This is a genomic window from Rhodococcus sp. NPDC055112 (assembly GCF_053607505.1).
Genome location: NZ_JBSGTR010000065.1, coordinates 1 through 23,665 on the forward strand (window position 1 = coordinate 1; position 23,665 = coordinate 23,665).

Annotated in this window: 20 protein-coding genes; 6 read left to right on the forward strand and 14 right to left on the reverse strand. The window is 69.9% G+C overall.

Annotated elements, in window-relative coordinates; all coding sequences use genetic code 11:
- The first annotated feature begins 277 nt into the window (after positions 1 to 277).
- Entirely contained in the window at positions 278 to 919 is a 642-nt protein-coding gene (locus tag ACWFRB_RS22400) for an FABP family protein (protein ID WP_452643471.1), read from the forward strand.
- Positions 920 to 1,199: 280 nt separating this feature from the next.
- Here ACWFRB_RS22400 and cydC read toward each other — a convergent pair whose 3' ends face one another.
- The 5 genes from cydC to ACWFRB_RS22425 form a co-directional block, all read right to left on the reverse strand.
- Positions 1,200 to 2,897 (reverse strand): thiol reductant ABC exporter subunit CydC, encoded by a 1,698-nt coding sequence (gene cydC / locus ACWFRB_RS22405; RefSeq protein WP_452643446.1) that lies wholly within the window; start codon positions 2,895 to 2,897, stop codon positions 1,200 to 1,202.
- Positions 2,894 to 4,615: a thiol reductant ABC exporter subunit CydD gene (cydD, locus tag ACWFRB_RS22410; protein WP_452643447.1), complete on the reverse strand. Its 1,722-nt coding sequence runs from the start codon at positions 4,613 to 4,615 to the stop codon at positions 2,894 to 2,896. The genes cydC and cydD overlap by 4 nt, the downstream gene beginning before the upstream one ends.
- On the reverse strand, positions 4,616 to 5,638 hold the full coding sequence (gene cydB, locus ACWFRB_RS22415) for a cytochrome d ubiquinol oxidase subunit II (protein WP_452643448.1): 1,023 nt from the start codon (positions 5,636 to 5,638) through the stop codon (positions 4,616 to 4,618).
- Positions 5,639 to 5,654: 16 nt separating this feature from the next.
- Entirely contained in the window at positions 5,655 to 7,148 is a 1,494-nt protein-coding gene (locus ACWFRB_RS22420; protein WP_452643449.1) for a cytochrome ubiquinol oxidase subunit I, read from the reverse strand.
- 168 nt (positions 7,149 to 7,316) lie between these two features.
- A complete protein-coding gene (locus ACWFRB_RS22425) occupies positions 7,317 to 8,189 on the reverse strand; it encodes an aminodeoxychorismate lyase (protein WP_452643450.1) in 873 nt (290 codons plus the stop codon).
- A gap of 55 nt (positions 8,190 to 8,244) precedes the next feature.
- On the opposite strand from ACWFRB_RS22425, the gene ygfZ reads away from it, so the two are divergent.
- The 4 genes from ygfZ to ACWFRB_RS22445 all read left to right on the forward strand — a co-directional run bounded on the left by ygfZ (position 8,245) and on the right by ACWFRB_RS22445 (position 11,335).
- Positions 8,245 to 9,372, forward strand: coding sequence for a CAF17-like 4Fe-4S cluster assembly/insertion protein YgfZ (gene ygfZ, locus ACWFRB_RS22430; RefSeq protein ID WP_452643451.1), 1,128 nt, complete (start codon positions 8,245 to 8,247; stop codon positions 9,370 to 9,372).
- Positions 9,369 to 10,037, forward strand: coding sequence for an MOSC domain-containing protein (locus tag ACWFRB_RS22435; RefSeq protein WP_452643452.1), 669 nt, complete (start codon positions 9,369 to 9,371; stop codon positions 10,035 to 10,037). The genes ygfZ and ACWFRB_RS22435 overlap by 4 nt, the downstream gene beginning before the upstream one ends.
- Entirely contained in the window at positions 10,034 to 10,990 is a 957-nt protein-coding gene (locus ACWFRB_RS22440; protein ID WP_452643453.1) for an asparaginase, read from the forward strand. Before ACWFRB_RS22435 ends, ACWFRB_RS22440 begins: the two co-directional genes overlap by 4 nt.
- Before the next feature lie 138 nt (positions 10,991 to 11,128).
- The gene (locus tag ACWFRB_RS22445) at positions 11,129 to 11,335 is read left to right on the forward strand and encodes a DUF3073 domain-containing protein (protein ID WP_452643454.1); all 207 of its coding nucleotides are present in this window, start codon (positions 11,129 to 11,131) and stop codon (positions 11,333 to 11,335) included.
- Between the two features lie 159 nt (positions 11,336 to 11,494).
- On the opposite strand, the gene purM is transcribed toward ACWFRB_RS22445, so the two are convergent.
- The 9 genes from purM to ACWFRB_RS22490 form a co-directional block, all read right to left on the reverse strand.
- On the reverse strand, positions 11,495 to 12,580 hold the full coding sequence (gene purM / locus ACWFRB_RS22450; RefSeq protein ID WP_097211956.1) for a phosphoribosylformylglycinamidine cyclo-ligase: 1,086 nt from the start codon (positions 12,578 to 12,580) through the stop codon (positions 11,495 to 11,497).
- 77 nt (positions 12,581 to 12,657) lie between these two features.
- A complete protein-coding gene (gene purF / locus ACWFRB_RS22455) occupies positions 12,658 to 14,256 on the reverse strand; it encodes an amidophosphoribosyltransferase (protein ID WP_452643455.1) in 1,599 nt (532 codons plus the stop codon).
- A gap of 85 nt (positions 14,257 to 14,341) precedes the next feature.
- A complete protein-coding gene (locus ACWFRB_RS22460) occupies positions 14,342 to 14,728 on the reverse strand; it encodes a sterol carrier family protein (protein ID WP_452643456.1) in 387 nt (128 codons plus the stop codon).
- On the reverse strand, positions 14,725 to 15,342 hold the full coding sequence (locus tag ACWFRB_RS22465) for a GNAT family N-acetyltransferase (RefSeq protein WP_452643457.1): 618 nt from the start codon (positions 15,340 to 15,342) through the stop codon (positions 14,725 to 14,727). Before ACWFRB_RS22465 ends, ACWFRB_RS22460 begins: the two co-directional genes overlap by 4 nt.
- Before the next feature lie 19 nt (positions 15,343 to 15,361).
- Positions 15,362 to 17,161, reverse strand: a complete 1,800-nt coding sequence (locus ACWFRB_RS22470; RefSeq protein ID WP_452643458.1) for an alpha/beta hydrolase — start codon at positions 17,159 to 17,161, stop codon at positions 15,362 to 15,364.
- Between the two features lie 4 nt (positions 17,162 to 17,165).
- Complete coding sequence (gene purL, locus ACWFRB_RS22475) at positions 17,166 to 19,439, reverse strand: phosphoribosylformylglycinamidine synthase subunit PurL (protein ID WP_452643472.1); 2,274 nt, start codon at positions 19,437 to 19,439, stop codon at positions 17,166 to 17,168.
- Positions 19,440 to 19,579: 140 nt separating this feature from the next.
- A complete protein-coding gene (locus ACWFRB_RS22480) occupies positions 19,580 to 20,935 on the reverse strand; it encodes a DUF4185 domain-containing protein (protein WP_452643459.1) in 1,356 nt (451 codons plus the stop codon).
- A 100-nt stretch (positions 20,936 to 21,035) separates the two neighbouring features.
- Entirely contained in the window at positions 21,036 to 22,322 is a 1,287-nt protein-coding gene (locus tag ACWFRB_RS22485; RefSeq protein WP_452643460.1) for a M18 family aminopeptidase, read from the reverse strand.
- 30 nt (positions 22,323 to 22,352) lie between these two features.
- On the reverse strand, positions 22,353 to 22,703 hold the full coding sequence (locus ACWFRB_RS22490) for a VOC family protein (RefSeq protein ID WP_452643461.1): 351 nt from the start codon (positions 22,701 to 22,703) through the stop codon (positions 22,353 to 22,355).
- 210 nt (positions 22,704 to 22,913) lie between these two features.
- Here ACWFRB_RS22490 and ACWFRB_RS22495 point away from each other — a divergent pair, with 210 nt between their 5' ends.
- Positions 22,914 to 23,654, forward strand: a complete 741-nt coding sequence (locus ACWFRB_RS22495; protein ID WP_452643462.1) for a class I SAM-dependent methyltransferase — start codon at positions 22,914 to 22,916, stop codon at positions 23,652 to 23,654.
- Positions 23,655 to 23,665 lie beyond the last annotated feature (11 nt).

Here is a 23,665-nt window from a genome sequence, read left to right on the forward strand (position 1 = left end):
GGCCACGCGGCCCCGCCCCCCCACCAGGGAGCGGGGCCGCTTCGGCGTTTCCTGCGCAGTCGGCACCCACGGCATGCGGCTGCGACGCAGCGGTTTACACTGATGCCGTGGTCATCTTCTTCGAGGTTCTACTCGCCTTCGCCTCCGTGCTGATTGCTTGGTTCTCGCTGTATGTCGTGTACCGCCTGGTGACCGACGAGTCGTGAGCCAGACGTCCGGTCCGGACGACGGTGCGCAGCCCCCATCGGGCGAGGGCGCACCGTCTGATGCGGCGTCCGTGCAGCGCGGCAGCGGCGATCGTGCCGTAGCCGCCGCCGAGGAGCGCGCGAAGGAAACCAGCGCGCGCAACATCCCGGTCTTGCCCGGCCTCCCCATCCCCGAGGACACCGCCAACCTGCGGCTCGGCCCCGACCTGAATCCGGGCATGCTCGCGCTGCTCCCCATGGTCGGCGTCTGGCGCGGCGAGGGCGAAGCCAACAACCCCACCGACGGCGAGTACCGCTTCGGCCAGCAGATCGTGGTCTCGCACGACGGCGGCAACTACCTGCACTGGGATTCGCAGACCTGGGTACTCGACGCCGACGGCGAGTACGTCCGGCCGGACCTGCGCGAGAGCGGGTACTGGCGTGTCGCCGGAGACGGCATCCCCGGGAGCATCGACGAGGAAGTCGTCGAGCTGCTGCTCACGCACAGCTCCGGCGTCGTCGAGCTGTACTACGGCCAGGCACTGACCCAGTCCAGCTGGGAGCTCGCGACCGACGTGGTCATCCGCAGCAAGCAGGGCGCCCTGGTCGGCGGCGCCAAGCGCCTGTACGGCATCGTCGAGGGCGGCGACCTCGCCTACGTCGAGGAGCGCATCCTCGCCGACGGTCCGCTGAAGCCGCACCTCTCGGCCCGCCTCTCCCGCTACATCGGCTAGCAGCGGCTTCGCCGCACGGGTCGAAACGCAGAACGGCCCCCGAGCCGTACCCGTGCGCGGACGTTTGTCGCACGGATCCCGGTCGGATTCGACCGGGGACTCGGGGGCCGGGTAGCTGCCTGGGATTCGCCAGCCGCGATGCGCGGTTGATGGAACCCCACCGTCAGCGGTAGCGGCTAGCTGACAGCCACCTCACGCGTCCTGTAGTTCTTCAACTTCAGACCACCTCCTTCCTCGTGTACGGACGAAAATACGCCCGCCGGGAGGGCATGGCAATCGATTAAATCGCCGCCTCTTCCCGCGCGGATGCCGACTCGCTCCCGACCGCGATCACCAGGTCGGCGCCCGTGTCGGCGGGCAACTGATGTGTCACCACGACCACAGTGCGGCCGGGGTCCACCAGGCCTGCCCCGCGATCGAGCAGGCCGCGCAGCAGCGCCGCGCCCGCCTCCGCGTCGAGGTGCTCGGTCGGCTCGTCCAGCAGCAGCACCCGCGCCGGCGATGCGATGGCCCGCGCCAGCAACAGGCGCCGACGCTGACCACCGGACACCGACCGGCCGCCCGACACCAGCGAGGTGTGCACGCCGTCAGGGAGTCCCGACACCCAGTCCCCCAGCCCTACCTTCTCGAGCACCGCCCGCGCGCGCTCCTCGTCCAGTTCGCCGTCCGCCACGCGCAGGTTCTCCAACAGCGAGGTGTCGAACAGGTGGGCGTCCTCGGCGAAGAACCCCACCGCGCGACGCAGCGAGTCGGCGTCGACCGATCCCGCAGGGGTCCCGTTCACCGTCAGCGCCCCGGAGACGGGGGCGAGCAGCCCCGCCAGCGTCATCAGCATGGTGGTCTTGCCCGCGCCGCTGGGTCCGACGATCACGACCCGGGCGCCAGGAGCCAGGTGCAGGTCCAGCGGCTCGGTCACCGCACCTCCCGGCCACCCGCAGCGCAGGTTCTCGGTGCGCAGGTGCACCGGCCCCTCGACCGGCGCGCCCCCGGCCGGCACCGGATCCCCGGCCCGGTCGAGCAGGTCCATGATCCGTGCCGACGCGAGCCTCGCCCTGGTCAGCGCGACCGCAGCGGCGGGCAACGCGGCCGTGCCCTCGAACGCGGCGAGCGGCACCAGCACCAGGATGGCCAGCGCCATCGGGGTCATCTCGCCAGGAGCCCCGCCGTCGGGGCCGTAAAGCGAGATGCCGATCAGCAGCGACCCCAGCACGCTCGCCCCGATCGCGAGCGGCGTCGCGGCCGCGGCGAAGGCGGACGGGACCGAGGACCGGTCGGTGGCCCGGATCGCGCGGGCCTCCCAGTCGTTCGCCGCCCGGACCGTCTCGCCGAGCCGGCCCGCGACGCGGAGTTCGGCGGCATGGTCGAGGGCAAGCACCGCGGTCTCGCTGAACCGCGCCGACGCGACGGCGCCGTCCGCCTCCGCCATCCGCGCGGCCCTTGCGGACAGCACCGGTGCGAGCACCCCGGAGACAACGAGCGCGACGGCAAGCACCAGCGCCGCGGCGGGCGAGATCAGCGCGAGCCCGACGGTCGCCGCGACCGCGAGAATCGCGGCGACCGCCATCGGGATCAGCGCCCGGACCACCACGTCGCCGAGCGCGTCGACGTCCGCCCCGGTGCGGGCGAGCAGGTCCCCTCGGCGCAACCCGGCAGGCGCGGCCGGGTCGCCGGTGGAGAGCCGACGGTAGATCCGTTCGCGGGCCGCCGTGGTGCCGCGCAGCGCCGCGTCGTGGGTGGCGAGCCGTTCGAGGTAGCGGAACACACCACGCGAGATACCAAGGGCGCGAACCGAGACCACCGCGACCGTGAGATCCAGTACCGGCGGCATCTGCCATGCCCTGGTGATCAGCCAGGCGGACAGCGCGGCAAGGGCGAGCGCGCTGCCGAGGGTCGCGACCCCGGCCGCGACGGCGGAGAGGACCCGGCCCGGACGCAGTTCCAGCAGTCGGAGGGCACGCAGGAGCGGATCGTGGCTCATGCAGGCACCTCCGAGTTCCGGTCCACGCCGTCGGTGCCCTCGACCAGCACCACCACGTCGCCGGCCCGGAGCACCGTGTCCCGGTGCCCGACCATCACCACGGTGCGTCCGCGGGCTGCGAGGTCGCACACCGACCGGAGCACCGTCGCCTCGGTGGCGGGATCGAGGTGCGCGGTCGGCTCGTCGAGGAGCACGACCGTGGCATCGGAGAGCAGTACCCGGGTCAGCGCCAGCCGCTGCCGCTGCCCGAGCGAGAGGCCGAGGCCGCCCACCCCGACCCGTGTCTCCCAACCGTCCGGGAGATCGGCCAGCACCTCATCGAATCCCGTTGCCGCGCAGGCCCTGTCGACGTCGTCGGCATCGCCGTCCATCGTCCCGGTGAGTTCCAGGTTCTCGCGCAGGGTGCCGGGGATCAGCACCGGATGCTGGGGCAGCCACGCCACCTCGCGCCACCACTGCTCGGCGTCGAGTGCGCGAACGGGTATCCCGCCGACCGACACCTCGCCCTCGTCGGGGTCTGCGAGACCGAGGATCAGATGCAGCGCGGTGGACTTGCCGGATCCATTGGCGCCGGTGAGCACCGTGACCCGGCCCGGTTCCAGGACCGCGTCCAGGCCGCGAGGGGCCCACTGCCCGCGGGACCGCATCCCCACCCCACGCAGCACGACGGGGCCGAGGGGCACCGCGCGGTCGCCCTCCCCCGCGACGACCGGCTCCCTGTCGTCCAGCACCCCGAAGGCCTTCTCGGCGGCCGCCATCCCGTCCTCGGCGGCGTGGAACTGCGCGCCGACCATCCGCAACGGCAGGTACACCTCGGCGGCGAGGATCAGCGCGATCACGCCTCCACGTAGTTCCATGCCGCCGAACACGAGTCGCAGGCCGATGCTGACCGCGACCAGCGCGACGCTGAGCGTGGCCAACAGCTCGAGCACCATCGAGGACAGGAACGCGATCCGCAGCGCCGACATCGTGGTGTGCCGGTGTTCGTCGCCGAGCGCGCGGACCCGCGCGGCCGGGCCCCGTTCGCGGCCGAGCGCCCGCAGCGTGGGCAGACCGGCGAGCAGGTCGAGCAGCTGCGCGGACAGCGCGGTCATCGTGGTCAGCGAGGCGTCCGCCTTGCCCTTGGTGAGCAGCCCGATCAGGATCATGAAGATCGGCACCAGGGGCAGTGTGACCGCGATGATCACCGCGGAGGTCCGATCGGCGAACAGGATCACCAGCAGGGTGAGCGGGGTGACGGTGACCGCCAACATCAGTGCGGGCAGGTAGCCGGTGAGATACGCGCGCAGGCCCTCGATCCCGCGGGTGAGGACGGTGGCGAGCTCACCTCGCCGTGGGTCCAGCTCTCGGGGCGGCAGTTCGGCGGCCGCCTCGAGCACCTCGCCGCGGAGCTCCCCGATCACCCTCGACGCCGAACGGTGCGCGTAACGGGCGTGCGCCCAGGTGGACGCGGTCCGCACCACGACCGCGGCTGCCAGCACCGCCAGCTCGGTCCCCCACGCGGCGAGCGTCCGCGCGTCCGGGTCGGTGACCACACCGGCCAGCACGGTGCCGATCATCAAGGCCGACACGATGACCGTGCCCGCAGTGACAAGAGACAGCGCCACCGTGAGCAGCAGGTAGCCGCGGGCCGATCTCGAGTAGTGCCAGAGCCGGGGATCCACCGGACCGCGCCTGCGAGCGTGCTCCACGGGCGCGGCCGGTGCGTCGAGCGACATCTAACGCGACTTCAGGGGCAGACCGATCGACGGCGGGATCTGCTTGGTCGAGATCCGCTGGCGAAACACCCAGTACGTCCAGCCCTGGTAGATCAGCACCACCGGCGTCATGATCACCGCGGCCCAGGTCATCACCTTCAGCGTGTACGGACTCGAGGAGGCGTTGTAGATGGTGAGGCTGTACGCCTCGTCGATCGTCGAGGGCATCACGTTCGGGAACAGGGAGCCGAACAGCAGCACCACCGTGGCGATCACCGCGACAGAGGTGAGCACGAACGCCCAGCCCTCACGCGCGGCCGCGGTCAGCGCCACCACCCCGAGCAGGGCGGCCGCCGCGACGGCGACCAGGATCCATGTCCACCCCTTGCCGTAGGCGATCTGGGTCCACAGCACGAAGGCGCCGGCGACCAACACCGTCGGAACAGACAGCCGCGCAGCGAGTTTCACTGCGTCCGCCCGAACCTCGTCGGCCGTCTTGAGGGCGAGGAACACCGCCCCGTGCAGCGCGAAGACCAGCGCCGTCGTCGCCCCTCCCAGCAGCGCGTACGGGTTGAGCAGCGCGAAGAAGCCGGAGGTCACCTGCTTGTTCTCGTCGATCGCGACGCCGCGCACGATGTTCGCGAAGGCCACGCCCCACAGCACCGCCGGGACCCACGAGCCGATCATGATGCCCCAGTCGGCCCTTGCCCGCCATCGGTCGTCGTCGATCTTCCCGCGCCACTCGATCGCGCAGACCCGCAGGATCAGCGCGACGAGGATCAACAGCAGCGGGATGTAGAAGCCCGAGAACAGCGTTGCGTACCAATCCGGGAACGCCGCGAAGAGTGCGCCGCCACCGGTGATCAGCCAGACCTCGTTGCCGTCCCACACCGGGCCGATGGTGTTGAGCATGACCCGGCGGCGGGTGTCGGTGCGGCCGAGCACCGGGAACAGCATGCCGACGCCGAAGTCGAAGCCCTCGAGGACGAAGTAGCCGACGAAGAGCACCGCGATGAGGATGAACCAGAATTCCTGAAGTCCCATGGTCTTCTCTCCCGCCTCAGTACGCGAACGACAGTTGTTTGGGCTCGCCCGGTTCCTCGGGCTCCTGTTCGTCGCCCGGCGGGTGCTTGTCGTGGTCGGACGGTCCGGCGATCGCATAGCGCCGGATCAGCATGAACCACACCACGCCGAGCGCGGCGTAGACGAGGGTGAAGACGATCAGCGAGAAGACCACGAGGCCGGTCGGATGATCGGAGACACCCTGGTCGACGGTCAGCCGGATCTGGTCAACCCCGGTCGGATTCGGGTGGACCACCCAGGGCTGGCGGCCCATCTCGGTGAACACCCACCCGGCGCTGTTGGCGAGGAAAGGCGTGGGGATGGCCAACAGGGACAGCCAACCGAACCACTTCTTGTCCGGGACCCGGCCGCCGCGGGTCATCCACAGCCCGACCACCGCGAGCACGGCCGAGCCTGCCGCCCAGCCGATCATGGCGCGGAAGGTCCAGTAGGTGACGAACAGGTTGGGCTTGTAGTTGCCCGGCCCGAACTGCTCCTCGTACTGGGCCTGGAGTTCGGTGACACCCTGCAGGGTGGAGTTGAAGTCGCCGTTCGCCAGGAACGAGGTCAGCCCGGGGATGCTGATGAGCTGGGTGATGTTCTCGCAGTTGTTCTGCGTTCCGACCGTCAGGATGGAGAAATCGGCGCCGGTCTCTGTGTGGCACAACGATTCCGCGGAGGCCATCTTCATCGGCTGCTGTTCGAACATCAGCTTGGCCTGGATGTCGCCGGTGATCGCGAGGCCGACACCGGAGGCCACCATCACCCACAGGGCGAGGATTGTCACGGGTCGGAACATCGTGCGCGCGGTGTCCCGGCGCTCGGCCGCGACCGCGGTGTCGGTGGCCTCCTTCGCCATTCGCATGTTGCGCACCATCCACCAGCCGCCGATACCGGCGACGAACGTGCCCGCGGTGAGGAGCGCGCCCGCGACCACGTGGGGGAAGGCCGCCAAGGCCGTGTTGTTGGTGAGCAGTTCCCAGATGCTCGTCAGCTCCGCGCGACCGCGCTCCTCGTTGTACCGCGCACCCACCGGGTGCTGCATGAACGAGTTCGCGGCGATGATGAAGAACGCGGACGCGTTCACGCCGATCGCCACCAACCAGATCGTCGCCAGGTGAACGAGTTTCGGCAAACGTCCCCAGCCGAAGATCCACAGGCCGAGGAAGGTGGATTCGAGGAAGAAGGCGACCAGGCCCTCGAGCGCCAGCGGCGCCCCGAACACGTCACCGACGAAGCGCGAGTACTCGCTCCAGTTCATACCGAACTGGAACTCCTGCACGATGCCGGTGGCGACGCCGAGTGCGAAGTTGATGAGGAAGAACTTGCCGAAGAACTTGGTGAGCCGATACCAGTGATCCTTCTTGGTGATCACCCACATCGTCTGCATGATCGCGATGAGCGGGGCGAGCCCGATCGTGAGCGGGACGAGAATGAAGTGGTAGACGGTCGTGATTCCGAATTGCCACCGAGATACGTCCAGTGCGTCCATGGCTTCTCCCATGCAGTGCCCGTAGGACAGGCGTGACCGGGGCCGAGTCGTGGGCTGACGCCTCAGTCCCGCTTCAAAAGGTACGTCCTGCGACCTCTTGCCGCAGGCCTTTATCTACTACCGACAGTAGTAGCGGAGTCAAGTCGCCAACGCCGTCCCGGATCGCGCTCAGACGGCGTCCGGCAGCGCCCCGACCGTCTCCGCCGACAGGTCGACCAGCGCCGACAGCTCCTCGGCGATCTCCGGCACCGCCGTCACGCGACCGTTCAGCGCCCGCACCCGTGCGGCGAGAGTCACACTCGAGAGCAGCCAGACACCGTCCGCCAGAATGAGATCCGCGGGCCGCAGCGGCGCCACCTCGGTGCGGAACCGATGCTCGCCCGCGATCTCGAAAAGCGCCCGCTGGGTGGTTCCCGGCAGGATCCCCTGCTCGATCGGCGGCGTGATCAGCGTGCGGCCGCGGGCGATGACGACGGTGGAGCGGGGGCCCTCGAGCACGAGGCCCTCGCTGCTGGTGAAGATCACGTCGTCGGCTCCGAGCGAGTTCGCGTGCCGCAGCGCCGCCATGTTGGTCGCGTAGGACAGCGTCTTCGCGCCGAGCAGCTGCCAGGGCGCGAGCGCCGCCAGGTCCACCGAGAACCCGCGGGGCAGGGTGACCACCGCGATCCCGTCGCGCCGCGCGGCAGCGACCCGATCGTCGATGGGGCCGATGGTTAGATATCCGGTCGGCCCCCCGCCGATCTCGCGGCCACGACTGAGCACCAGCCGCATCAGCCCCTCGCCGTCGCCGTCCCACTCGGCGAGGGCGGTCTTGACGGCGGCGTGCCAGCGGTCCAGGTCTTGTTCCGGCAGGTCCATCGCCGCCGCGGAGTTGTTCAGCCGTTCGAGATGAAGCTCGATGGTGCACGGGGAACCGCCTCGCACCAGCACGGTCTCGAACACTCCGTCACCGCGCACGGCCGCCAGGTCGTCCGCGTAGAGCAGCGGGACGTCGGGGTCGTGCACCTTGCCGTCGAGGGTCACCAGTACGCGCGGGGCCATGCCAACAGCCTAGGACGACCGACCGGCCGCGGCTGGACGCTCCTACTATGGAGCTGTGTCCGAGTCGCCGAGCGTCGCCCCAAGTCCGCTGCTGTCCCTCCCCGGCGCCGTCGCCGGTCCCGACGATTCCCTCGACGCCGGGGTCGCCTGGCACTACGGCGACCCGCTGCGCGAGCAGCGCAACGCCGAGAACTCCGCCGCCGTCGTGGACCGCTCGAACCGCTTCGTGCTCTCCATCGGCGGTGACGAGCGCCTGACCTGGCTGCACACGATCTCCAGCCAGCACATCGCGCAGCTGCCCGACGGCGGTTCCGCGGAGAATCTGAGCCTCGACCTGAACGGCCGGGTCGAGGAGCACTTCGTGCTGACCGACCTGGACGGAACCACCTGGATCGACACCGAGCGCACCCACGGCCCCGGCCTGTTGGCATTCCTCAAGAAGATGGTGTTCTGGGCGAAGGCCGAGCCCGCCGCCGCGCCCGAGATGGCCGTCCTGAGCCTGCTCGGGCCCGACGTGCGCCGGTCGAAAATCCTTGCCGCGCTCGGCATCGCCTCGCTTCCGCCGGTCTACGGGGCGGTGGCGCTGCCCGGCGGCGGCTTCCTGCGCTCGATGCCGTGGCCCGGCGAACACGCCTTCGATCTGATCGTGCCCCGCGACCAGCTCGCCAGCCTGTGGGAGACGCTGACCGCCGCGGGCGCCGCGCCCGCGGGCAGTTGGGCCTTCGAGGCCCTGCGGGTGGCCGCGGTGCGCCCCAGGATCGGCGTCGACACCGACGAGCGCACCATCCCGCACGAGGCCCGCTGGATCGGCGGCATCGCCGAGCACGGGGCCGTGCACCTGGACAAGGGGTGCTACCGGGGGCAGGAGACCGTCGCGCGGGTACACAACCTCGGCAAGCCCCCTCGGCACCTGGTGCTGCTGCATCTCGACGGTTCCGCCGACACCCGTCCTGAGCCCGGCGATCCCGTCACCGCCGACGGCAGGACCGTCGGACACCTGGGCACCGTCGTCGACCACCACGAGCTCGGCCCCATCGCACTTGCCCTGATCAAGCGGACCGTACCGGTGGACACCGCGCTGCTCGCCGGCTCGGTGGCCGCCTCGATCGATGCCGACTCCGTGCCCAGCTACGACGCCGTGCAGGCGGGCCGGGCCGCCGTCGACCGGTTGCGCGGCCGGTGAGCGGCGCGGGGCGCGTCGACGCCGTCTGTGTGGTGCACGCCGAGCGCGACAGCGGCACCAAACGGGTGCCGCGCACCGCGATCGACAAGCGTCCCGTCGACGGGCCGGTGCGGATCGGCCCCGCGGGGCTGGACGGGGACCACATCTGCGACACCGAGTTCCACGGCGGGACGTTCAAGGCGGTGTACGCGTACCAGCAGGACGAGGCGCAGCGGTGGGAGTCGGAGCTGGGGCGCCCGCTGCCCGCCGGCTGGTTCGGCGAGAACCTCCGGGTCAGCGGGATCGCCGCCAGCGACGCGGTGATCGGCGAACGCTGGCGCCTTGGTGACGGCGACCTCGCCGCCGAACTGGAGGTGAGCGGCCCGCGGACCCCGTGCGGCACCTTCGGGGTGTGGGCAGGGGAACCCCGCTGGGTCAAGCGCTTTGCGGACCGCGCCGACACCGGCGCCTACCTGCGGGTGGTGCGCGGCGGCCTGGTCACCGCGGGCGATGCGATCCACCGCGTGCACGTGCCCGCCCACGGGGTGACCGTGCGCGACCTGTTCACCGGGCGGGACCAGGAAAATCTGGCCGCGTTGCTCGAGCAGCAGCCCGAACTGTCGCCTACTGTCGCAGACAAGGCACGCCGACGGATCGCCGGACGGAAGGTGCAGGTGGAGTATTGAGCGTCGAACTGGTCGAAGTGGATCGCTCCGGTTTCCGCGAGTGCGTGCACCGCGGATCGGTGGTCGTGCTGGATCCCGACGGCGAGGTCATCCTGGCCCTCGGCGAGGTCCACACCCCGATCTATCCCCGTTCGTCGAACAAGCTCATGCAGGCCGTGGCCCTGTTGCGCAGCGGATTCACCCCTGCCGACAACCGCGAACTGGCGATCGCCGCCGGCTCCCACGAGGGTGAGCCCGAGCACGTCGCGGTGGTGCACCGGCTGCTCACCCGCAACGGGCTCGCCGAGCACCAACTCCGGTGCCCGCCGGAGTTGCCGTCGAACGAGACCGCCCGCGCCCGCGTCCTCGCCTCCGGGGCGCTGCCGCGCCGGATCTTCATGAACTGCTCCGGCAAGCACGCGGCCATGCTCTCGGCCTGCGTGGCCAACGACTGGCCGCTGGAGAGCTATCTGGAGCCCGCACACCCCGTTCAGCTGGCGGTGGTGGACACGATCGCCGAACTGGCGGGCGAGACGGATCACGAGCTGGGAATCGACAGCTGCGGCCTGCCGATCGTGCCGCTCTCGCTCACCGCCCTCGCGCGCGGATTCGCCACGCTGGCCACCGCACCGGCGGGCAGCCCCGAACGGGCGGTGGCCGATGCCGTGCGCGAGCAGCCGTGGCTGGTGTCCGGCACCGGGCACGACGACTTCCTCCTGATGAGCGCCGTACCGGGCCTGCTCTGCAAGGTGGGTGCCGACGGGGTACACGCGGGCGCGCTGCCCGACGGCACCTCCTTCGCGCTCAAGATCGACGACGGCGGCGAGCGCGCGCGATTGCCGCTCACGGCAGCGTTGCTGCACCGGCTCGGGGTCGCCTGGACCGAGGATCTGGCGGAACTCGCCTCGCCACCGGTACTGGGTGGGGGTGTTCGGGTGGGCACAATTCGGGCGATTCCCGGCATTCTGAGATAAATTAGACACCCAACGCGGCCTGGGGTGGGAGCGCCCGCCGAGTTCTCAGGCTAGAGTGTGTGTCAGGAAGAAATACACACTCAAACGGGGCCGCCAAAAATTCCCAGGCCGCCCCGCGGAAGCGCGAGGGGGTTGGCCATGGGCCGCGGCCGGGCTAAGGCAAAGCAGACCAAGGTTGCACGCGAGCTCAAATACAGCTCGCCGTCCACGAACTTCGACAACCTGCAAAAGGAATTGTCCGGAGGTTCGTCCAGCTCCCACCGGAACGGGGTCCTCGCCGACCAGCGTTCCGATGACACTGCGTCGCGCTGGGACGACGACGAAAACGACGACTGGCGCCGCTGACACGGCGCAATACAGGAATGCGGGGAAGCCCACCGGCTCCCCCGCATTTCGGCATGTACGGTCGGCGAGCAATCTCGATCTGCTGAACACATAAGCGAACGGACCGTTGGCCTCCCCGCGAAGGGGGGCCAACGGTCCGTTCGTCTCTGTCCTGTGGGATCAGAAGCGCGGGTGGTCTCCGACCATGCGAACCAGGTCGGAGCCTTCCTGCTTGTCCGATGCCTTGGCGACGGTGCCGAGCGTCCAGCAGTCGATGTGGCGGGCGGTCAGCACGGCCAGCGCACGGTCGACGTCCTCGGGCGCCACGATGGCGACCATGCCGACGCCCATGTTGAAGGTCTGCTCCATCTCGGCCCGCTCCACCCGGCCGCGCTGCGCGATCATCGCGAACACCGGCGCCGGGCTCCAGGTGCCGCGGTCGAGCTCGGCGACGAGCCCCTTCGGCATCACCCGGGCGAGGTTGTTCGCCAGGCCGCCGCCGGTGACGTGGCAGAACGTGCGCACGTCGGTCTCGGCGATCAGGGCAAGGCAGTCCTTGGCGTAGATCTTGGTCGGCTCGAGCAGCTCCTCACCGAGGGTGCGGCCGAACTCCTCGACGTGGCCGCCGAGCGACATGCGATCGATCTCGAGCAGCACCTTGCGGGCCAGCGAGTAGCCGTTGGAGTGCAGGCCCGACGAGCCCATGCCGATCACCACGTCGCCAGGGCGCACGCGCTGCGGGCCGAGCACGGCATCCGCCTCGACGACGCCGACGCCGGTGGCGGAGAGGTCGTAGTCGCCGTCCGCCATCAGCCCGGGGTGCTCCGCGGTCTCGCCGCCGAGCAGCGCACAGCCGGCGATGATGCAGCCGTCGGCGATGCCCTTGACCAGCTCGGCGACCCGCTCCGGCACGACGCGGCCGACGGCGATGTAGTCCTGCAGGAACAGCGGCTCGGCGCCGCACACCACGAGGTCGTCGACGACCATCGCGACCAGGTCGAGGCCGAGGGTGTCGTGCTTGTCCATGGCCTGCGCGACGGCGATCTTGGTGCCGACGCCGTCGGTGGAGGCCGCGAGCAGCGGCTCCTTGTACCCACCCTTGAGCGCGAACAGCCCGGCGAACCCGCCGAGGCCGCCGATCACCTCGGGGCGGCTCGCCTTCTTGGCCAGCGGGGCGAACAGCTCGACGGCCCGGTCTCCGGCCTCGATGTCCACCCCCGCCGCCGCGTAGGAGGCGCCGGTGGGGCGGTCGTTGTCGTCGGTCATCGGATTCGCTGCTCCAGCCATCTTCTCGGCGGCGCCTTGGGGCACCGCATGGTGATCTACGTGTGGGCGCTGTGCGCCTACGGTCGACTCAACGCGCTCGCGTTGTCGTTGTCCTGCTTCGCCGCGGCGCCCGCGGTGCTCTCCAACATTCCCTCGAGCACGTTCTTACCCATCGAGGTCTCGGTCGGCAGCGCAATCGGGTAATTGCCGTCGAAGCACGCCGAGCACAGACGGGACGCGGGCTGCTCGGTGGCGGCGATCATGCCCTCGATCGAGACGTATCCGAGGGTGTCGGCGCCGATGGAGCGGCGCACGCCCTCGAGCATCTCGTCCATGCTGTGACTGGTCACGCCGTCGGCCTCGCTGGCCCCCGCGCCGTTGGCGATCAGCTCCGCGGGTGAGGCGAAGTCGATGCCGTAGAAGCAGGGCCACTTGACCGGCGGGGAGGCGATCCGCACGTGGATCTCCAGCGCGCCCGCCTCGCGGAGCATCCGGATCAGCGCGCGCTGGGTGTTGCCGCGGACGATGGAGTCGTCGACGACGATCAGGCGCTTGCCGCGGATGACCTCTTTGAGCGGATTGAGCTTGAGCCGGATACCGAGCTGCCGGATGGTCTGCGACGGCTGGATGAAGGTGCGGCCGACGTAGGCGTTCTTCATCAGGCCCTGGCCGTAGGGAATCCCGGAACCCTGCGCGTAGCCGACCGCGGCCGGGGTGCCGGACTCGGGAACGGGGATGACCAGGTCGCCCTCGATCGGGTGTTCCTTGGCGAGCCTGCGACCGATCTCGACGCGGGTGGCATGCACCGACCGGCCGCTGATGGTGCTGTCCGGGCGGGCCAGGTAGACGAACTCGAAGACGCAGCCCTTGGGCGTCGGCGCGGCGAAGCGCGAGGAGCGGACGCCGTCGGCGTCGATGGCGAGCAACTCGCCCGGCTCGATCTCGCGGACGAACGAGGCGCCGACGATGTCGAGCGCGGCGGTCTCGCTTGCGACGACCCAGCCGCGGTCGAGCCTGCCGAGGCACAGCGGGCGGACCCCGTGCGGGTCGCGGGCCGCGTACAGGGTGTGCTCGTCCATGAAGGTCAGGCAGAACGCGCCCTGCAGGGTCGGCAACAGATCCATCGCGGCCTGCTCGATGGTGCGGTCGGCCGCAGCGTGCGCGAGCAGGGCACCGACGATGTCGGAGTCCGAGGTGGCGCCGCCCGGCCGCTTGTCGTTGATCAGCCCGGCCGCGCGCGCCCTGGTGGCCAGCTCCGCCGTGTTCACCAGGTTGCCGTTGTGACCGAGCGCGATGCCCGTGCCCGCCGCTGTGGTCCGGAAGATCGGCTGGGCGTTCTCCCAGGTGGTGGACCCGGTGGTCGAGTACCGACAGTGCCCGACGGCGACGTGCCCCGGCATCGCGCCGAGAGTCTGCTCGTCGAACACCTGGCTGACCAGGCCGAGGTCCTTGAAGACCAGCACCTGCGAGCCGTCGGCGACGGCGATACCCGCCGCCTCCTGACCACGGTGCTGCAACGCGTAGAGGCCGTAATAGGTGAGCTTCGCCACATCCTCACCGGGAGCCCAGACGCCGAAGACGCCACACTCCTCGCGGGGCGGCTGCTCGTCCTGATCCGACAGGTCTGCGGGTGCGAGAAGATTCGGGCTGTTGACCGACAATTCGGCTGGAGTCACCGGGGTTGCTCCCTAGGGGGTGGGATGGGGGGCAAGGTCATTCTACGGGTTAACGGCGGGTGTACTGACCACAGGCCTCCCGGCCTCAGAAGCGGAGCAGCGGCAGCCAGTGCTCGATCTCGCGTGCCCTGGTGCCCGACGCCGTGAGGGCGCCCGTCGCCGAGGCGTCGTCGAACGTCAGTCCCCCGGTCACCAGCAGCAGCCAGCTCCGCGGATCGGTCTCCACCACATTCGGCGGGGTGCCCCTGGTGTGTCGCGGTCCCGCGACGCACTGCACCGCGACGAACGGCGGCACCCGCACCTCAACCGAGGACCCGGGCGCGGTGTTCTCGAGGGTCCTGGCGCTGAGCCGGACGGCGGCAGCCAGCTGGGCTCGACTCGGCGCCTGCGCCTCGGCGTCGGCCAGCCAGTCGCGGACCTCGAGCAGCGCCGCCCTCATCTCGGCGGGGTCGATCTTCTTGCGTGGGGTCACCGCGCCGACCCATCGGCGGCCGGGTTCGCTGATCGGCGCGAAATGCGCGCGAGCAGACCGTCCCGCACCTGAGTCCATTCTTCGTCCGTCACCGAGTAGACGATCGTGGTCCGCACCGTGCCGTCGCGCCTGCGGGCGTGCCGACGCAGCGCGCCCTCCTCGGTTGCGCCGATCGCGGCGACGGCGGCGCGCGAGCGCACGTTCTGGTCGTCGACGTTCAGCTCCACCCGGCGTGCCCCGAGTGTGCCGAAAACATGTTCCAGCACAAGCAGTTTCGACTCCGCATTGATCGCCGTTCCCCGCACGCGGGAGGCGAGCCATGTGTAGCCCACCGTCACCCGCCCGTGGAGCTCGCTCATGTTGTAGATCGAGGTGGTACCGACGATCTCACCGGTCGCGGCGTCCACCTGCGTGAGTGTCTGCCGCCCGGACCTCAGCGCGTGGTCGACCGACGCCACCGACGGTGGCTCCGACTCGATCCCATAGGGAAAGAAGCGCAACGTCTCGGGATCGTCGTGCGCCCTCGCCAGCCCGTCGACGTCGGCAGGCGTCGTCGGGCGCAGCAGCACGAACTCGCCGCGCAGTGTCGGCGAATTGCTCCAGTGGTCCGTCACGATCCCCCGCCGTCCACGTTCACTTCTCCGGTCCCTGAGTTCCTGCCCTGGTATCGATCGCCGCGCGGACGCGTTCGGTGTCGTCGGCGGTCCAGCCGTCGGGAGCGGCCACCGCGACCCAGCCGTCGAGCACTGTGGTGCCGTAGTTGTGACCGTGACCGTCGGGCACCCCCGCCGCGTTGGCGAGGTCGGCCGCGACCTGCCAGAACGTCACGAACGGGAACCAGCGCATGTCCGGCAGGCGGTCCGCGCCCGGCGGCTCCGAGAGCCAGTCCGGGCGGTTGAAGATCAGGTCGGGACTCCACCACACCACCGGGTCCGACGGGTGCTGGATGTAGAGCACCCTCGGCTTCATCCACGGGGAGGGCGGGCTCCCGATCGAGGCGGCGGCGTTGGCGAAACGCACCACCAGCCCGTCGGAGTACTCCGGCTCGACCTGGCGACTGCCGGGGTCCCGCCGCGCGACCACCTGGCTCCACAGAGTGTTCGAGTTCGGCGGACCCACCCACAGCACCCCGTCGACGGTCTCGCGGATGTCGGCGAGGCCGTCGAACGCGGCCTCGCCTGCCTGCGTCCCGAGGCTCTCGCCGTAGATCAGCAGTTTGGGCCTTGTCTCCGCGGGCTCGCGCAGCCAGCGCTCGTGCACGCGGTCGATCAGCGCGCTCCCGGCCTCGGCCGCCTTGTTCCGGTCCGCGAGGAACGAGATCCAGCTGGGCAGGTACGAGTACTGGCTGGCGACGAGGGCGCTGTCACCGTTGTGCACCAGCTCGATGGCCTCGGCCGCGGTCGGGTTGACCCAGCCGGTGCCCGTGGTCGGGATGACCACCAGGACGCTGCGCTGGAAGGCACCGGTCCGCTCGAGCTCGGAGATCACGACGTCCAGTCGGGCATCGGTGTCCTGCGCCGTCTCGAGCCCGGCGTACACCCGGATCGGTTCGGGCGCGGGCTTCCCGTTCACGGCCGCCAGCTCGTCGGCGTGCATGCCACGCGAGACGAAGTTGCGGCCCTCGAAGCCCAGCGACTCCCAGCTCGCGTACGAGTCGGGACTGCCGGACCGCTCGGGGGCGGTCGGCTGCTCGACGCCCTCGCGGGTGGTGTTGTTCTGCAGGCTGAACGCCGAGTTGATCGCCGCGTACGCGGCGTCGAACAGCACGTCCGTCACCATCGTGTAGCTGAGGAACGCGACCAGCACCACACCGATGGGGGCCGCGGCGGAACGCGGCACCTTCAGCCACCGGTTCAGGTAGCGGGCGACCAGTCTGACCAGGTCCCGGAGCACCCGCCACAACGAGATCAGCAGCGCCGCGACCACCATGCTGAGCAGCAGCGTCCGAAGATATCCGGTGGTGGTGGTGCCCTCCGCGTCGGTCAGCGCGGCCAGCTCACGCTGCCAGGCGGCCGCGGCGATCAGCATGCCGATCGACACCAGCAGCGACAGGGTCGGCACCGCGATCTTGAGCGCCAGCTGGACCTTGGCGGGCGGCGGCCACCAAGGCAGCCGCCCCAACAGCAGCCGGTTGACCGCCCACCCGACCGCGGTTCCGACGCCGTAGCCGATGGCGGCGGTGATGCCACCGATCAGGCCCTGATAGAGCCAGTCCCTCGGCAGCAGGGACGGGGTCAGCGACCAGCAGAAGAACAGCGCCGCAAACGCGATACCCGTGTAGTCCAGCCGCAGCAGGCCCCACGCCCAGCCCACGAAGGGGTGCCGTTCCCGAAGTTCCTCGGGAGAGGCGAGGACCTCGACCCAGCTGGACTGCTCGTGCTTGGCCCCGGCCGCTCCCCCGGTCTGCTTGGTCCCGACCTCTCCCCCGGTCAAGGACTCAGCCGAAGAGTTCGGGGAGCGTCGCCTCCGACAGTTCGCGCAGCTCGGCCATGCTCACCGAGAACTGGCCCTGGACCTCGATCGAGTCCGAGCCCTCGTCGACGACACCGATGCGGACCCACGGCAGGCCGCGGGCGGTGCACATGCCGGTGAACCGGGTCTCCTCGGTGCGCGGCACCGCGACCAGGACTCGGCCTGCCGACTCGGAGAACAGCGTGACGAACGGGTCCGCACCCTCGGGGAGCAGGATCCGGCAGCCCGTCTCGCCTGCCAGCGCGGCCTCGACGACCGCCTGGGCGAGGCCGCCCTCGGACAGGTCGTGCGCCGCGGTGATCAGACCGTCCCGCGAGCCCGCCAGCAGGATGTCGGCGAGCAGCTGCTCGCGCGCCAGGTCGACCTTCGGCGGCACGCCACCGAGGTGATCGTGCTCGACCTGCGCCCAGATCGAGCCGTCGAGCTCGTCGTGGGTGTCGCCCAGCAGGATCAGGGTCTCGCCCGGCTCCAGGCCGAGTCCGGTGGGGATGCGGCGGTGCACGTCGTCGATCACGCCGAGCACGGCGACCACCGGGGTCGGCAGGATCGCCGTCGAGCCGGTCTGGTTGTAGAAGCTGACGTTGCCACCGGTGACCGGGATGCCGAGGGCGGCACAGCCGTCCGCGAGGCCGCGCACGGCCTGCTGGAACTGCCACATCACGCCCGGGTCCTCCGGCGAGCCGAAGTTGAGGCAGTTGCTGACGGCCTTCGGGGTCGCACCGGTGACCGCGACGTTCCGGAACGCCTCGGCCAGCGCGAGCTGGGCACCGGCGTACGGGTCGAGCAGGGTGTAGCGGCCGGAGGCGTCGGTGGCCAGCGCGATACCGCGGCCGGTCTCCTCGTCGATCCGGATGACGCCCGCGTCGGCCTGCTCGGCGAGCACGGTGTTGCCGCGCACGTAGCGGTCGTACTGCTCGGTGATCCACTTGCGGCTGCAGAGCTGCGGCGAGGCCACCATGTTCAGCAGCGTCGTCTTCAGCTCGTCCGGCGTGGTCGGACGGGCGAGGGCGGCGGTGGTGTCCGCGATGAGCGCGTCCTGGGTGGCGGGGCGCTGCACGGGGCGCTCGTAGACCGGGCCCTCGTGTGCGACGGTGCGCGGCGGCACGTCCACCACGTTCTCGCCGTGCCAGTCGATGGTGAGACGGTCGCCCTCGGTGACCTCACCGATGACGGTGGCGAGCACGTCCCACTTGCGGCAGACCTCCATGAACGCGTCCACGTTCTCGGGGGTGACCACGGCACACATCCGCTCCTGCGACTCGCTGGAGAGGATCTCCGCAGCGGTCATGCCGGTCGCGCGGGTCGGCACCTTGTCCAGGTCGATGTGCATGCCGCCGTCGCCCGCGGCCGCGAGCTCGGAGGTGGCACAGGACAGCCCGGCGCCGCCGAGGTCCTGGATGCCGACGACCAGCTTCGCCTTGTACAGGTCGAGACAGCACTCGATGAGTACCTTCTCGGTGAACGGGTCGCCGACCTGCACGGCGGGCAGCTTCTTGGGGCGGCCGCCGGACGACTCGTCGAAGGTCTCCGAGGCGAGCACGGAAACGCCACCGATGCCGTCGAGGCCGGTGCGCGCGCCGAACAGGATGATCTTGTTGCCCGCGCCGGAGGCGAACGCCAGGTGCAGGTCCTCGACCCGCATCGCGCCCGCGCACAGCGCGTTGACCAGCGGGTTGCCCGCGTAGGAGGCGTCGAAGACCGTCTCGCCGCCGACATTCGGCAGGCCGAGGGAGTTGCCGTAGCCGCCGATGCCGCGCACCACGCCGTCGACGACCCGGCGGGTGTCGGGCGCGTCCGCCGCGCCGAAGCGGAGCTGGTCCATGACCGCGATCGGGCGGGCGCCCATCGCCATGATGTCGCGGACGATGCCGCCGACACCCGTCGCCGCGCCCTGGTAGGGCTCGATGTAGGAGGGGTGGTTGTGCGACTCCACCTTGAAGGTGACCGCCCAGCCGTCGCCGATGTCGACGACGCCCGCGTTCTCACCGATGCCCGCGAGCATCGAGGAGCGCATCTCGTCGGTGGTGGTCTCGCCGAAGTACTTCAGGTGCACCTTGGAGGACTTGTAGGAGCAGTGCTCGCTCCACATCACCGAGTACATCGCGAGCTCGGCATCGGTCGGGCGCCGACCGAGGATCTCCTTGATCCGGGCGTACTCGTCTTCCTTAAGTCCCAGTTCCTTGAAGGGCTGGGCGACATCCGGGGTCGCTGCGGCCTTGGTGACGGTGTCGACCTGCACGGTGCTCGTCTCTGAAGACACGGGGAGTCGGGTCCCTTCCCTGGAGGAGTCAAATCGGCCGCGGCTGGCGCCACGCTGCCTGGGCAAAGTCTAACCGCCAGGACAGCGTGCCCCCGCACTGGTAGCGGCCACCCGCGCCGTCACTGCTCGTCCGGGTACTCCACCCGCAGCAGCCGCGCGTCTCCTGTGGTCGCCGGGTCGGGGCGGTCGGCCTGATCCGTTGCCCTCATCTGCAGCCCGTTCAGGTCGGTGCGCATGTAGATGACGTTGTAGCGGTCCCAGGTGGTGGCCACGAACTCCAGGTGCTGGCCCGTGGCCCACGGATGCATGAATCCGCCGTAGAGCGCGGGCACCAGCACCCCGCTGAGAATGGTCTGCTTGCCGCTCCACGGGCCCTCGAGCCGATCCGCCTGCCGGATCACGAGCGAATTGGTCTCGTCGGTGTAAATCGCCACCCACTTGTTCAGGTAGTCGTTCCACTGGACCGCGAGCTCGCTGACCGGCGATCCGATCACCGGCGTCGCCTGCGCGAGGTCGGCGACCCATGCGCTGCCGTTCCAGTACGTGTAGGCGTTCAGGTCCCGGATCTGACCGGCAGGGACGCGGGCGAGCAGCGCGGTGCCCTGCCTGCCCGACTCGGTGCCGTACTCGTAGACGAAGCCGTCCCTGCCGTCGACGAAGGCGCTCTGCTGGAACTTCGAGTTGCCGGGGCTGACCGCAGGGAAGCCAGGGACGTCGATGCCCTCGATGTTGGTGCGGACGGTCGCGGGGTCCGCGGTCCAGTTCTCGCCGTTGTCCGTCGAGTACGCGATGGCCGAGTAGTTGGTGGTCCAGTTGCCGGGGGTGTCCCAGGACCGCACCGACATGAACCGGACGTACTGCACCCCGTTCACCGCGATGCCGGCGGTGGGGATGGTCGTGTACTCGCCGGGGATCGCGAAGCCGGGGATGATCTCCTTGGAATTGTTCGGGCCGTTCAGTGGCGAGCTGTCGATCCGCATGCCGTCGGACAGGACGGTGTCGGAACTGCGGAACAGGACGTTGCTCCGCCAGTCGTCGCCGTCCGCCTCGCAGTCGCCGACGGTGTCGCCGAACGCCATCAGCACGTCGTGGCGGCCGAGGGCGTTTCCGTTGTCCCACATGATGCCCAGGTCGGTGCCCGAGACGTTGAAGCGCGAGATGGTGTTGTTCGGGCTGCCCGGACCCGTGACCATCTCGATCGCCTTGGTCCTGCCGGTCAACTGCGGGACGCCGCCGTCCGGCGAGCCGGTGAGCCACGGCAACGCCCCGGCCAGCGAGCCCGTGCTGCTACCGCCGCTGCTCCCGGAACTGCCCGATTCGCCCTGACCGCATGGGCCGCCCTCGGCCGCCGAGGCAGGCGAGACCGCCGATGCCGCAAGGGCAACCGCGACCACCGAGGCGGACAGGACCGACGACCACGACCGACTCAGTGCGTGCACAGAGGTGTTCCTCTCGGGGCTGGGCAGGTGGCTCATAAGTGAGCGCGGCCCAGCCAACCACGGGAAATTTGTTGCTGAGGTGCCTGATGGGACAATTGTTACTAAACGTCAACAAACAAACTGGCCCAGGTGCGGTCTAGTCCGCCGGCGTGAGGAAGGCCGCGAGCGCCTCGGCGTACGAGGTCACGTCGGCCGCGCCCATCAGCTCCCGCGCCGAGTGCATCGCGAGTTGCGCGGCTCCAACGTCGACGGTGGACAGCCCGGTCCGCGACGCGGTGATCGGTCCGATGGTGGAACCACACGGCAGGTCCGCGCGGTGCACGTAACGCTGCAGCGGCACACCCGCCTGATCGCAGGCGAGGGCGAAGGCCCCCGCCCCGGCCGCGTCGGTGGCGTAGCGCAGGTTCTGGTTGACCTTGAGCACCGGACCACCGTTGATCTCGATCCGGTGCGCGGGCTCGTGCCGGTCCGGGTAGTTCGGGTGGGTGGCGTGCGCCATGTCCCCGGACGCACACACCGAGCCGGCCATCGCGCGCAGGAAGTCCTCCCTGCCGCCGCCGCGCGCCAGCACGATCCGCTCGAGCACCGAGCTCAGCAGGTCCGAGAAGGCACCGCGGTCGGACATGCTGCCGACCTCCTCGTGATCGAACAGGGCCAGCACCGGAATCGCCTCGGCCGGATTCTCCACCGCGGCGAGCAGTGCCCGACTGCCCGCATAGCAGGTGCCCTGGTTGTCCAGGCGCGGCGCGCTGACCAGCTCGTCGTGCAGCCCGACCACCGCGCTCGGCGCGAGGTCGTGGGTCATCAGTTCCCAGCCGAGCACCGCACCCGGATCGACGCCTGCCTCCTCGGCCAGGAAGCCGAGGAACCGCCGCGGCGAGGAGCCGACACCCCAGATCGCGTTCACGTGCCGCTGCGGGTCGAGCTGCACCCCCTTGCGATCCTCCGACAGGTGGATGGCCAGCTGCGGCACCCGCAGGATCGGCCGGTCTACCCGGATCAGCTTCTCCTGCAGCGTGTTTCCGTCACGGATGCTCAACCGGCCGGAGATGCCCAGATCGCGGTCCAGCCAGGAGTTCAGCCACGCGCCGCCGTAGGGCTCGAGGCCGACCAGCTGCCAGCCTGCCGCCTCGAGGTCGGGGTGCTGCTTGACCCGCAGATTCGGGCTGTCGGTGTGGCCCCCGACGATCCGGAACGGCGCCGCCTCCCGCCCGCTGGCCTCGGTGCTCCACGCGACCAGCGAGCCGCCGCGCACCAGGAAATAGCGACCGGGTGCCGACGGCCAGCCCTGGGTCTCCCTCAGCCGCACGAACCCAGCGGCGGTCAGCTCGGCCGCGACCGTTTCACAGACGTGAAACGGCGACGGCGACGCGTCGACGAAGGAGCAGAGCCCGGTTGCGGTGGCGTCGGTGAGCTGCGGCATGAGTCGATCCTAGTGACCGGGTCGACCCCGTCAGTGGCTGCCCGACACGCAGAACCTGTTCCCGTCCGGGTCGGTGAGCGTGACCCACCGGAAGCCGTCCATGTCGTGCCGCTCGTACTCCTGCGCACCGACAGCGGTCAGCCGGGCCACCTCCGCGTCGAGGTCCTCCGCGATCAGGTCGAGATGCACCCGGTTCTTGCCCGGCGTGGGGTCCGGCACCTTCTGGAAGGCCAGCTTGTGCGGGGCACCCGGCACCTCGACCATGTAGAACCAGCCGTCGTTCTCCTGCTCGATCCGGCCGCCGACCTGCTCCGCCCACCACGCGGCGAGCGGACCCGGCTCGGCGCTGTCGAAGGTGATCATGCCCAGTGTCAGTGTCATGACCGAACGCTACCGCCGGGCACCGACATTCGGCGCGGTCGTCGACCGCGTCCACCGCGCCGTATACCTGACGTGAAACCAGATTTAACAGCGCCTCCCATGCCGATCTGTGAGACTGCTCAGGTCGTGGTGCGACCGCGAAAGGGTTGCACCCAAAGGGCGAACGAGGCGAAGATGCGCAACTACGCTCAGAGCGTTCTGGGGCATGACATGCCTGACGAGCTTCAACGACTTCGACTGCTCGAGTCGTTCACCGATCCGGTGACGTTGCCCATCTTGGAATCGCTCGAGGTCGGATCGACATCGCGATGCCTCGACGTCGGCGCCGGAGCCGGATCGGTCGCGCGCAGCCTCGCCTCCAGCGCGGCCGACGGCAGCGTCATCGCCACCGACGTCGATGTTCGCTTCTTGCCGACCGACATCCACAATCTGAAGCCGACAGCGCACGACATCACCGTCGACGACTTCCCGCCTGCACAGTTCGACCTGGTTCATTCGCGGCTCGTCCTCGAATACCTTCCTGCGCGCGACGAGATCTTGCGCCGCATGGCCGGGTGGCTCGCCCCAGGAGGGTGGCTGTGTCTCGGAAGTCTGGATATCAGCGAGGGCCTGTCCTCTCCGTTTCCACCCGTTCGTGCGGCGATGACGAGTCTCGCCGCAGCGATGCGCGCACACCTCGGCGCGGACATCGGATACGGGCGGCGTGCGACAGGCGCGATGCGCGAACTCGGGCTACGCGACGTCACGCTCACCGGTACGCCGTTCGTCCTCGGCGACGGTGGCACCGGAGACCAGTTCTTCGGCGCGATGCTGAACCGATTCCAGCCGCTCCTTCGCGCTTCCGGTCACGTGTCGGCAGCAGATGACATGGAGAAGGGAATCGATTGGCTGGCAGAGCCATCCGGAATCGACTTCGGTGGGATTCTCACGACAACGTTCGGGCGGCGCTGATCGCACGGGTC